This window comes from Priestia sp. YIM B13491, assembly GCF_042787605.1.
GTDB lineage: Bacteria > Bacillota > Bacilli > Bacillales > Bacillaceae_H > Priestia > Priestia megaterium_E.
Genome location: NZ_JBHZOR010000007.1, coordinates 156894 through 168523 on the forward strand (window position 1 = coordinate 156894; position 11630 = coordinate 168523).

An 11630-nucleotide genomic window follows, 5' to 3' on the forward strand; every position below is an offset into this window, starting at 1 on the left:
ATTAGAAGACATTGTTTTAAAAGTTAAGTAATTGGAAAGAAAAGCACCTCACATTTCTCTATATAGCTGATGTTTTTATGGCCGATATCGTACATGATAATAATTAAAAATGAAGTGAATAGTCACATTGATTAACTCCAAAATTCCCAACACGAAATAACAAAAAGCCCTATCCTAAATTTAATTGCTTAGAGATTGGGCTTTTGTATAGGAATATCTTCAGTATTATAAATGAATTTCTACACTACTTTTCTCTTAAACAAATGGAAGTTCTCTTTTATGCCTTAACAGTCTGTTTTTTTACAGGAATGTAGATGTCAATCTCTTTATTTTCTGAACCATAGCACCTCTTATCATACAGTTCAAACTCCATTGATCCGTAGTGCTCATAACCTGATTCTGGAAACCATTCTGTAAAAACATAGTTCCATGTGGACTGAATGGAAGAAGTAAAAGATTCTTCATTTGATTTTGGAGTAGTGAACACGGCATATTCTAGTTCAGGGAAGCTTCTGTAAACTGTTCCTTCAGGAGCTGGAGTGCCTTCCTTTACTTCCATGCCAATTATATAAACAAACTCACCCGTTTCAGGATTAAAATCAGTGCAAATGCCAAGCTCCGCGCTTGCGTTTAGGGGATTGGGGATTTTAGAGCCTAATCCATTTTGCATGTACTGTTGCCAAAATTCAGGAATGTCTTTGTTATTCTGACCACCCTCGTTCTTCGTTTTTAGCTCATATCCAATGACATAAAAAGCAGATTTAGTGACTAGTTTTGGTTCCATCTTATTTCCTCCTGACAAAAGTGTGGTAGTTAGGTAGGCTTTTCCTTGCAGCGGTCCAGATATTCTCCTTGCGTTACGGTATTGCTTCGGTGAAACATCATAAAATTTTTTGAACGCTCTGTTAAATGATTCTTGATATTGAAAACCAACATCAAGTGCGATATCAATGACTTTTTCATCTGTGAAAAATAAGCGTTCTGCTGCGCGTGTAAGTCTTCGTTTCCTCACATAATCCATCACCGATTCTCCAACCATGGCTTGGAAGACACGGTGATAATGAAAAGGAGAAAAGCAAGCAATTTCTGCTAACTTTTCTAAAGTAATCTGTGTCTCCAAATTCTCCTCAATGTAATCTAGCGTTCTCTGTATACAAGTTACATAATTCATTTACATTCACCTACCTTACGTTCACTATAACAGCAAACAAATCGTTGTTCTTAACATTTTTTGCTATATTCAATTAGATGAGGGTAGTTTTGCAATATACGCCTCTAGATGTATAGTCCTAAGGGAATTTTAATGCTAAAATTTTCTATGTAAATTAATGGAATTAACACATTGGTAAAGGGAGCGTTTGAATTGAAGAAACTTTATTTTAGCTTAATGATTATTTGTTTATTAGGTGCTTGTTCTTATCAGGAAAGTACAAAAAAAGTTAGTGAAGAAATTGTATTACCAACTTCTATATTTAGTTCATCGAAAAATAATGCTGTAATTGATGAAAAGGAAATGAAAGAAAGTATAAAGACTTACTTAAATACTAACGAGGATTTATCCAATATCAGTGATCAATTTGAAGAAATGATGGATTCTGATCAACAGCTACCTAAAGCTGAAGCGAAAAAACTTGAACAACTAAACGATCTGGTCAAAGAAAATGATCGTAACTTTTCCACATATATCTCGCACAATACTCTACCAGAAGGATATAAAAAAGAGTCAGAGAGAATTAGCCGCTTTATTATGGGTTCCAATCAAATTTTGGATGAACTGGATCAAGCCATCGATGACATGGTTGAGCATATGAGCGAAGGAGATTTTTCTGAAACAGAAATTGAGTCACTTATGAATAGAAATGAAGGTGTAAATGGAAGGGAACAGAAAAAGATAGAGAATTTTCTAGATGACAACAATATTGATACAAAAGCTTTTGGACGAAAGAGTTAAAACAATTTAATAGATTTGCTTTGGTTAGGGGGAGTTTACTATTGGAGTAGTTAAGTCTACAAATAAACTTGCATTTTCTATTATCTATTTAGTCTTCGGTACAGCTTTGGGGATAGTAGCCAAATATTTAGATACTATTGCAGGTGTTGATGGAAGCTGGTGGATGAATATTCTGCCGTATTTTGGGGATTTGTGTTCTAGGGCCGGTATTTGGGTCCTGATTGCTACCCTTATAGCCGCGTATAGTAAAACCAAAATTAGTGGAGCTCTTAATACATTCATGTTCTTTATAGGAATGCTAACAGGCTATTATATATATTCCGCTTTTCTATTTGGATTTTTTCCAACTAGTTATTTTTTACTGTGGGGAAGTATCGCACTAGCGTCTCCGTTTCTAGCAGCTATTATATAGATGGCTAAAAATAATTTACGTCTAGCTTGGATATTACCAGCGTTGCCTATGGGGTTATTGCTAAGTCTTTCTTTAGGGGTTGGAGTATTTTATATCCATGTAAGTTATATGGAAGAATTCATTATGTATGCTGTTTTATGCGGAGTCTTTTACAAAAATCCAAAGCAGCTAGCGGCAACAATTTCTGTTTCGTTTATCATTTCGTTTATTATCAAACAAGTAAGTCCACTTCACTTTTGATTTAGATTAAGGTTTTAAAAAAATGAAAATTTACTATGTGAAAAGGGGATTTCGGTAACTAACTATAAATACAATTCAAAACGGCTTTTACATATACATTCCTTAAAATACAGTAATTAGGAAACTTTTATAGAAGTAATTCGTATAAAAGGTAGGAGGTGATGGATATTAACACGGAAAAACGTCTGGATGAAATTGAAAGAAAATTAGATGATTTACATAATAAGATAAGTAATGAAGAAAGTAGAGCAAAGTATAAACCTATCTTTACAATTGTACTCATTTTATCTGCAATTCTCATATTTTTTGTGCTTATAGGTGTTGTAAGTTTTTTTACAGGTTAATTTTTTTTACTAATCTCTCAGAATTATTTCTGGGAGACCTTTCATTATTTAAACTAACGACAATTCATTTTGTATAAACTTGTATATAATATACCCGCTTAAAATAAAAGGGGATAAAATTATGATGGGAAATGAAAAGGAACGTTCCACATTTAGTGCGGCTTTCAAAACCTATGAACAGCTATTAAAAAAGATCTTGCATATGTTCTTTACTAGATAATATTCTACGCCATGTTAACTAAAGGTATATATTTTAATAAAATATATAGTAGTAAAAATGACATTATGGTGTTTACATGGAGGAAGAGCATGAGAAAGTTTTATATTGCTTTATTTAGTCTTTTCTTTTTTATTTCATTAGTAGTTGGATGTCAAAGTAAAGCTGAGGATCCTTTAGAGTTTTCAGGTGAAACTCAAAGCTGGTCAGCTACTATTACGTTATATCCTGTTGAAAATAGGAAAGAAACAGCTCAAATGAACTTAAATTATCTAGGTGGTAAGGTAGAATCCGTAGGAGATTTTGGGATTAATTTAGACACTTCAAATAATCAAAATGGAATTGCAGTAAGAGACGCAAGGTTAAATAAAGAAGGGAATTTCAAAGAAAAAGTAAAGATTGATGCTAGTAAAGATGTAATTAAACCTGAATATATGATTTTAACGGTTAAATGGAATGAAAAGTCAGAAGATATGATTTTAAAAGTTAAGTAATTAGGGAGAAAAAGCACCTTATACTCATCTATATCAAATATTCCCCCAGTTCTTTATCCTTACTATTTGTTAAAATATAATATTATATATCAGAAATTTTATTTTTGCAGTTTAGATTAATATAGTAGCGGTTTTTTGAAAAAGTCCTTAGCTCATGTAATTTCTAGTTGATTCCTTAAAAGGTAAAAGACCCCCTCAAGCCTTCTGAGTGGGGCGCTATACGACCATTTTTAAAATCTAATAGAAGATTATTAATGCTCACTTTCGTCTATTTCGTCTTATTTTTACGTAAGTAGTCGGTGATGTACCAATGACGTTCCCGCAAGAGTCTAATGCTTTTACTTGAAAATAGGGGCCAGCTGCCTGGACATGAATATCTGTTTCAAATCCAGTACGAGGGCTACTAAATATCACTACTGCTAATTTAAAAGGTGTTGGTCCCGCCAGTACCTGCCAAGCAACCGTTTCTGTTGAACCATTCCATGATGCGTAAACTGTAGCTTGACCGTCATGCAATAAGTCTACCGTTATGCTAGGCGGATAAAGTGGTAGACCTACCCACTTATTTTTGAATGCTCGATACGAAAGATTCTGATTTGGATACCGCATATCATATAACAAATTAAATGAAGGGTTTCTTTGTGTATTGCCAGCATTTTTAAACTCTGAAAGGTAGGGCTCTTGCCCCCACCCAATGAGTTGATTTCCATTGGAAAGCTTTTGCGCATTTCCTTGACTTGGAACATATAAAGCTGGGTCATGATAATACGTTCGATCTACATTGGCGACCTTGTGTTTATAGTCTAAGTGAAGAATTAAACCACGCGCCTGTCCCTCCGGAGGAGAGGTTGAAGAGGCACAGCAGGCGTCATCAAACAAGCTTATCCTATTTTCGGACCTGTAGCGCGCATCATGCTGCCAAGAAAATGCAGCGTTCGGTCCAAGCTTAAAATCACTTTGTTTTCCACCAAGTTGCCAAATTACCTTTCCCGTTTTTTTATCAATGTTATAAATGGCCCACATATTACGCATACTCACTAGAAGTGTATTGTTTGGCCCTTCTTCGACTGAATTTACGTGGTAGCAATCCCATATATTATTAGAACTTGTCGCGGATGAAGCAGGTACCACTGAATCAGCTGGATTAATATGTTCAAGTGCACTCCAAAAGAAGAGAAGCTCTCCCGTTTCAATATCTACTTCTTGAATAGAGTAATCATCAAAATATCCGCGTACTGGTCCACCATACTTAGATAAATCCGCAGGTACTTGTTTTACTGCCGTAAACAAAGCCGTATTCCGTTCGGTGATTGTAAACTCATGCACATCAGCTGTAAATCCTTTTTTAGCAAATAATTTTTTAATGACCTTATAATGCTGGTTGATAATTTGAAAATAAGCACCAGGTTCAGGATCGCCTGCTGGAAGGTTTGGAGTTGCGGTTTGAGTTCCTGAAATTGTTCCTTGCCACATCGTAAGAACAGGGTTCCCGCAGTACATTTGTACTCGAAAGTCTGTGTTTTGAATATATCTACTAGCAAGTGGTCTAAACCACACTGGATTACCTGTCTGATCCATAATTAGTGCCCCAGTTTGGCCAATCATCGCTGCTTCATATACCGTATAGGGCGCAACAAATAATAGGCCGGGAGCTGTTCCGGGCTTATCAACATTAATGGTAACCTTCATGGGATGTAAATTAGGAGCCGAAACAAAATTCCATACTTGCGGGTTTGAATGATTGGTGGATGATTGTGAATTAAAATTATCCATTCCCACTCTCATCTCCTCTGAATTTTATTATTAGCACTGTCGAGCTATTAATATGTCATTTACGTCAGAATATGTACATATGTTTTAGGTTTACTTGTGTCTTTTATTTATTTTAAATGCTTGTATATAAGGGCAGATGAAATAAATGTAAAAAAAGAGCCCTTAGCAGATAAGAGCTCTTTTTTCTCGTTCATATACCTTTATATATTATCAATGCAGCAATATTTTAATCGTGTTTAAAGTTGAAAACCATGCAAAAGAAAAGCAAATTTTTGCATATATGTTATTCGTCAAGATTTAAAAAGATGACCAAGCGTTGTCTTTATGTAAGCTGAAATTTTCATCTTTTTCTTGAAAAAATTCTATAAAAGGTAAAAACTAAAGCCTATCGCAATGTAGGTACCAATAAGTAAAACACCTTCGAACCAGTTGGAATCACCGTCGTTAACAACGGTCACCGTCATGAGAGCGGCAAGGATCATCGCAATCATTTCCGCTGTATTAAATACAAGAGGCAAAAAATCATACAAGTATGAAAATAGAACGAGTATAGGAGCAACAAACATGGCCGTTTGGACGGTTGAACCAATGGAAATCTCCACCATTACGTCCATTCTGTTATTATAGGCCATTGCAATTGCTGACACGTACTCTGCAGCACTTCCGACTATGGCTACAACAATAATTCCAATAAAAACGTGACTCCAGCCTAAGGCAGCACCTACTGGCTCAATGGTGCCAACAAGTTTTTCACTAATATAAGCTAGTACAATTGTAGCCAGTCCAAGTACAACGATTGCTTTCTTTTTTCCCCATTCTGGTTCCTCTCCATTTTCTTCTGCGTTTCCAGTAAAAATCCCCTTATGCGTGACAAGTTTAAAAAGAAGAGCAAGCAGGTAAATGGTCAGCATCACAATAGCAAAAGAAGTTGATAGAACCTGCATATCTTTATCATCCAAGCGTTTTGCAAAGATAAATGGCAATACAAAAGTTACGATAATAGCAAACATTAAGAGAGAGGTATTGTGTCGTGTTTTAAACACACTAAATTTTTGCTTTTTAAATCGAATTCCTCCAACAATCATTGATATTCCGCTCGCAAAAAGTAGATTAACGAGGACTGCTCCAGTAATAGAGGAAATGACAATTGTATTTAGTCCTTTACTTAATGCAAAAAACGAAATAATAATTTCTGCAGCGTTGCCAAACGTAGCATTAAGTAATCCTCCTGCTGTTGGACCTACTACAACGCTAAGGCTTTCAGTAGAACGTCTGATGTAATTAGCCAAGCTAATTAATGTCACACAGTAAATAAAGAACATGAAAATATAATTCCAATTAAAAATGCTGCCAATAATTGAAAGAGGTACACCAATAATCATAAAAATGAAAAAGACTTTATTCATATTTTCCTCCATGGTCATTTATAGATCCTATAGCAAGAAGAGAAGCTCTATATTATCTTAGCGTTTTTATTAATATAACTCTTAAGACTTTTGTTATTCACATGGAGAGTGCAACTAGCAATTAACTCGACGCATAGAAAGAGAACATACTTAATAGCTGGTGTAAAGTTAAAAAAGAAAAGAATCGTACAAGATAAAGCGCTATGAACTCCTCAACATAAGCTTCAAAGTATATTGAATAGTCTGCTTTGAATAGCCAATATATATCTTCTACATGCTAAAAAGATATGAATTTTTCGAATGTCCACAATTAACGTTTGCGTTAACGTTAATTGTGGGTAATGTAGTTTATAGATTTAAAAATAATTAGAATGAAGCACCATTTAAATATGATTCAAACTGGTCATTATCATTAAAGGAGAGAGCTATCATGTATACACTTGGAGAACTATTAGAGCAAAGGGCTACACAATCTGCTGAAAAAGAGGCTTTAATTTGGAGTACATCTTTCCTTACATTTAAAGAATATAATGAACGTGTCAATCAACTCGCTCATTACCTGTTAAGCCATAACATTAAAAAAGGGGATCGAAATTGCAATTCTCTGTCAAAACAATCATCCGTTTCCTACGATTCTGCTAGCCGCATTAAGAATTGGGGCCGTAGCTGTTCCTATTAGCTGGCAGCTTACGAAGTATGAAATTATTGATATTTTAGATAGTGCACAACCTAAAGTTATTTTCTACGACCAAAAATTTCATGAGGTTATTCCTTTTGATTCTGAAATATTAAATGACGTGATTACTTTACAAGTAGGAAGAAAAAATAGTGTGGAGACAGTTGAAGAATATAATGAAATTTTTTCTGCGTATTCTATACTAAATCCAAATATACAGGTCTCTCAAGACGACATTGCCATGCTTCTTTTTACTTCTGGAACAACTGGCAACGCAAAAGGCTGTATGATTGAGCATGGTCATGTATATTCTTACATACAACCATCTAGTCAACGAATCGATTATGAAGAGGATGGTCGTTTTCTTGCCTCGCATCCTTTTTATCATATGAGTTCTATTAATAACATTTTGAAATCTGTTTCCAACGGGATGGGGTTATTTTTGTTGTCAGATCCTACACCGGAAATCATTTGGGAAACGATTGAAACTCATAAGATCACTATGATGTTAGCGTTTCCCTCTATGTATATGCAAATGCTCGAAGCAGTGAAAAATGCAGAGGCAAAGAAATCTTCACTAAAGGTTGCTATTGCTGGAGGGGCAAAAGTTCCTGCTTATCTTATTAAGGAATATGAAAAATTGGACATCAGCATGATACAAGGTTATGGAAGTACAGAAGCATGGACAGTCAGTGTATGGACACCAAATATGGGAAATGAAAAAATTGAATCAGCAGGCAAGCCTCTTTCTGGTGTAGAAGTAAAAATTATTGATCCCGAGTCAGGACAAGAAGTGAAAACAGGAGAAGTTGGAGAAATTATCATAAAAAGCCCCTATTGTTTTAAAGGCTATTGGCATAATCAAGAGGCGACTGACAAAGTCCTTAGAGATGGCTGGTTCTATATGGGAGACGCTGGAAAGGTAGATCAAGACGGCTTTTTATATATTATGGGACGCTTTAAAGATGTTATCGTATATGGCGGTGATAATATCTATCCTGATCAGGTAGAAGAAATAATTGAGCAAATAGATACGGTTATAGAAGCTGCTGTAGTAGGAGTAGAAGACCCAGTTTATGGAGAAAAACCTAGAGCGTATGTGGTAAAAGATCCTCATTCTTCCTTAACAAAAGAAGATATCTTAAAATATTGTAGAGATCGTCTAGCAAGCTACAAAATTCCCGAAGTTTATTTTATTGATCAACTCCCTAAAAATCAGCTCGGTAAAGTATTAAAAAGAGAACTAAAATGAAGTTAGTTAAAAGCGTGGGCTGAATGCAGTCCACGCTTTTATGATGGGAGATTATATATTTACAGCAGAAATGTTAAGTGGAAAGTCCTTTTATATCTGGATAACAAATACGAAGTGTATTCTTATACTCAGATTCGTATCCTGTAAATACCAGCTTTTTTTCGTTATTATCATAGTGAAATCCGAATTTCTTTAAATCATTCCTCAATATATCTTCATTACTTTTGGTGGAAGAAGCAATCTCCTCATAAGTAGCACCATTATTTAGCTTTTGAACAATTTCACCTATTAACAAATTACAACCTCCAGTACCATGCGTTTATTCAATAATAATTTAACCTAAATAGCTGCTTTTATGAACGTTGTACAGAAAGCTATTTTAGATTATTAAAATTTGCATCATGCGCTTCGTTTGTAAAGCAGTGAATTAATTATGTTTTTTCTTTTTACGATAATCAGTAAAACAATAAATTAAAAAAATCCCAATAAAAAAACCAATGAAAAGACCGATGAGACTTTCTATTGGTACATCTTTTCTCCAGTTAATCGGCCGTAAATCGAAATTCTTCTTTTTATTATTGAATACGTCAATTAAGTGGACCTCGATATGTATAAAGGGAGAAAGAACTCTATATTTTATTTCTTTACAAGTAGATGATTTAGCCGGATTTATACAATTCCTAAAACAGTTATGATAGCCACTAAAGTTATATAGTTTTTTAAAGGAGTGATTTTTTTATGGGATTTTATGCTAAAATGATGTAAAATCCGCATAACTTTACATGTGAAAGTAACTGTTGAGTGCTAACGAATTAATACGTAATAATTGGTATCAAAAACATGATATAAAGTTTGTTTATCTACTCCAGATAATCAGTTTCCTAATTTGCAAAGGTTACTATCATATCAAGTGAAAGAGTAATAAAAGCATTCCTTAAATAAATTTCAACTAAATAGTATTGAAAACGAGTAATTTTTAATAAAACTTTTAGCTTAATAGATACTAAGAAACAGGAGAGAGAAAGATGAATTTTTTATTTGATTTCGTTAGACAATTCTCGAACGAATTAGCAAACCTGGCTGAGCGTATAGAAGATAATTTGTTTAACGAGCCCCATGCCTCATTGATACAGGCCCGTTTATATAGTGAGCACCTTGTGAAGTTAATCAGTAAGGAAGAAGAACTTGAGGAGCTATATGCCCTTAAGCATGCTGAGAGAATACATAAATTATATCGCCAAAATGCGATTGAAGAAGATATTTATCTAAAATTAGAGTGGATTCGAAAGAAGGGAAATAAAGCTGTACATGACGTGAAGGAAGTAGAGACTGCCGATGTGCTGCAGACTCATAAGTTTTTATTTGAAATAAGCGTTTGGTATATGCAGCTGTATGTGACATACGAGTTTAAAGCTCCGGCGTATAAACTTCCTATTGCCTCAGAAACAAATAACGATCAAGATAAAACACTTAAACTATATCTAGATCAAAAGATTGATGATATGAGGTTAGAAAAGGAAGAAGTAAAAAATGTAGCGAAACTAAAGCTTTCCGCCACTAACGAGGCAATTCTATCTCCCATGAATGCTCATCTTCAATTTAAAAATGAAAAGATTTTTATACCTAGCGAACTAGCAGATATGCCTATCACTATGCTTCCTGTAAATGGATGTAAGTATCTATTGAGTGAGTTTTCACGTGTAGGAATTACTTCTCTAAATAAAATTAACGAGCCGATGGCTGAGCTGCATATGAAATTAAATGGTATTGGTAACCAAGGTATGGAAAAGTTTTGGGAAGAAATTAATAGTATTGAAAGTGTAGTACGTATGAATATGTCAGAAACCCACGACACTGAAGTTAAAACCATTACGATAAGCGAAAAGGTTAATAAAATCTTTGATAAACATAAATTTAAATTGAATCACCCAACGAAAAAGGCTATAGAATTTGAACACAAAATTACTAAAGAGATTGTATATTTACTACCTAATAAGCTAACAACGATTGTTCTACACCCAGATACAGCTAAGGAAAAGTTTGAAATTCCTGACAAACCGAGTCACAATACGGCATTAAGAAGCTTTCCGAAAGCGATAAACAAGGGGAAAACACCAACTAATTTTGGCTACTCTTTTAAATTTCAAAGCGAAGAAGAACTAGATGATTTTTTATATAAGCTAAATAATGCATATAGTTAGGTAGTAATATGGCTAAGCGAGTTCGCTAAACGGAAAGGGTTCTTAACCCTTTCAAAATTTTAAGGGTTTTCACCTTCCAGCTTAACTAAATAGAGATAGTTCCATTATCTTCAAGTTAGAAATATCTTATATTTTATAAAGAATACCCTAGGGAGGAGATCACTATGAAAAAAGCATTGTATTATGGAGGATGGGTAGTTGTTTGTTCGTCTCTGGTTACTTTAGTTGTTGCTATTTACTCAAGTTCATCCCCTGTGGATCAGGTACCAGCTGTACAAAAGGAAGTTTCAGAATTCGATGAAGAAAATGAATTTATATTAAATTATTAAGCCTTTGTGAAAGCTTTTTTATTGAGGTTAGATTTTAAATAGAAGAAATAAGGTGCTTAAAATAAAATGGATTTCTCTCTTTTTTTATTATCATAAATATGTTCTTGTTCCCTTCGCTCCTCCTAACCTCATTTTAAATTTATTGGGGAGCGAAAGGGACACATAGCAGATAATAAATGAAAAGACATTCTATACGTATGATGAATAAAAAAGCAACCAACTATTTGGTTGCTTTTTCCGAAAGTTAGACAAATATAATGGAGTTAGTATAGTTTCATGGACACCATTTAATTAAGTCCTTACAATGACTTTTGAGAGGATGTGTCCGAAATGGA

General features: G+C 34.3%; 10 protein-coding genes and 1 pseudogene. 7 read left to right on the forward strand and 4 right to left on the reverse strand.

All coding sequences use genetic code 11. The features are described from left to right. Positions 1 to 277: 277 nt before the first annotated feature. Positions 278 to 1171 (reverse strand): AraC family transcriptional regulator, encoded by an 894-nt coding sequence (locus ACFX4E_RS22640; protein ID WP_098248865.1) that lies wholly within the window; start codon positions 1169 to 1171, stop codon positions 278 to 280. Between the two features lie 192 nt (positions 1172 to 1363). On the opposite strand from ACFX4E_RS22640, the gene ACFX4E_RS22645 reads away from it, so the two are divergent. The 4 genes from ACFX4E_RS22645 to ACFX4E_RS22660 all read left to right on the forward strand — a co-directional run bounded on the left by ACFX4E_RS22645 (position 1364) and on the right by ACFX4E_RS22660 (position 3658). Next, positions 1364 to 1951: an NDxxF motif lipoprotein gene (locus ACFX4E_RS22645; protein WP_377259187.1), complete on the forward strand. Its 588-nt coding sequence runs from the start codon at positions 1364 to 1366 to the stop codon at positions 1949 to 1951. 412 nt (positions 1952 to 2363) lie between these two features. After that, positions 2364 to 2603 (forward strand): hypothetical protein, encoded by a 240-nt coding sequence (locus ACFX4E_RS22650; protein ID WP_377259190.1) that lies wholly within the window; start codon positions 2364 to 2366, stop codon positions 2601 to 2603. Positions 2604 to 2764: 161 nt separating this feature from the next. After that, positions 2765 to 2947, forward strand: coding sequence for a hypothetical protein (locus ACFX4E_RS22655; RefSeq protein ID WP_098333476.1), 183 nt, complete (start codon positions 2765 to 2767; stop codon positions 2945 to 2947). 309 nt (positions 2948 to 3256) lie between these two features. Beyond that, entirely contained in the window at positions 3257 to 3658 is a 402-nt protein-coding gene (locus ACFX4E_RS22660; protein WP_034276572.1) for a hypothetical protein, read from the forward strand. Between the two features lie 258 nt (positions 3659 to 3916). On the opposite strand, the gene ACFX4E_RS22665 is transcribed toward ACFX4E_RS22660, so the two are convergent. Then, a complete protein-coding gene (locus ACFX4E_RS22665; protein WP_098333864.1) occupies positions 3917 to 5431 on the reverse strand; it encodes an arylsulfotransferase family protein in 1515 nt (504 codons plus the stop codon). A 362-nt stretch (positions 5432 to 5793) separates the two neighbouring features. Continuing rightward, positions 5794 to 6837, reverse strand: coding sequence for a calcium/proton exchanger (cax, locus tag ACFX4E_RS22670; RefSeq protein ID WP_377259194.1), 1044 nt, complete (start codon positions 6835 to 6837; stop codon positions 5794 to 5796). Positions 6838 to 7267: 430 nt separating this feature from the next. On the opposite strand from cax, the pseudogene ACFX4E_RS22675 reads away from it, so the two are divergent. Continuing rightward, positions 7268 to 8765: pseudogene (locus ACFX4E_RS22675) on the forward strand (class I adenylate-forming enzyme family protein). 73 nt (positions 8766 to 8838) lie between these two features. Here the strand turns inward: ACFX4E_RS22675 and ACFX4E_RS22680 are convergent. Continuing rightward, the gene (locus tag ACFX4E_RS22680; protein ID WP_377259197.1) at positions 8839 to 9060 is read right to left on the reverse strand and encodes a hypothetical protein; all 222 of its coding nucleotides are present in this window, start codon (positions 9058 to 9060) and stop codon (positions 8839 to 8841) included. Between the two features lie 730 nt (positions 9061 to 9790). Between ACFX4E_RS22680 and ACFX4E_RS22685 the strand changes: the two genes are divergently transcribed. Both ACFX4E_RS22685 and ACFX4E_RS22690 read left to right on the forward strand, forming a co-directional pair. Next, the gene (locus ACFX4E_RS22685; RefSeq protein WP_377259201.1) at positions 9791 to 10966 is read left to right on the forward strand and encodes a DUF4145 domain-containing protein; all 1176 of its coding nucleotides are present in this window, start codon (positions 9791 to 9793) and stop codon (positions 10964 to 10966) included. Between the two features lie 164 nt (positions 10967 to 11130). Beyond that, positions 11131 to 11295, forward strand: coding sequence for a hypothetical protein (locus tag ACFX4E_RS22690; protein WP_335571095.1), 165 nt, complete (start codon positions 11131 to 11133; stop codon positions 11293 to 11295). The last annotated feature ends 335 nt before the right edge of the window (positions 11296 to 11630 follow it).

Coding starts and splice junctions, on each gene's coding strand:
- ACFX4E_RS22640 (WP_098248865.1), bottom strand. CDS start 1,171: ATGAATTATGTAACTTGTATACAGAGAACGCTAGATTACATTGAGGAG.
- ACFX4E_RS22650 (WP_377259190.1), top strand. CDS start 2,364: ATGGCTAAAAATAATTTACGTCTAGCTTGGATATTACCAGCGTTGCCT.
- ACFX4E_RS22655 (WP_098333476.1), top strand. CDS start 2,765: ATGGATATTAACACGGAAAAACGTCTGGATGAAATTGAAAGAAAATTA.
- ACFX4E_RS22660 (WP_034276572.1), top strand. CDS start 3,257: ATGAGAAAGTTTTATATTGCTTTATTTAGTCTTTTCTTTTTTATTTCA.
- ACFX4E_RS22665 (WP_098333864.1), bottom strand. CDS start 5,431: ATGGATAATTTTAATTCACAATCATCCACCAATCATTCAAACCCGCAA.
- cax (WP_377259194.1), bottom strand. CDS start 6,837: ATGAATAAAGTCTTTTTCATTTTTATGATTATTGGTGTACCTCTTTCA.
- ACFX4E_RS22685 (WP_377259201.1), top strand. CDS start 9,791: ATGAATTTTTTATTTGATTTCGTTAGACAATTCTCGAACGAATTAGCA.
- ACFX4E_RS22690 (WP_335571095.1), top strand. CDS start 11,131: ATGAAAAAAGCATTGTATTATGGAGGATGGGTAGTTGTTTGTTCGTCT.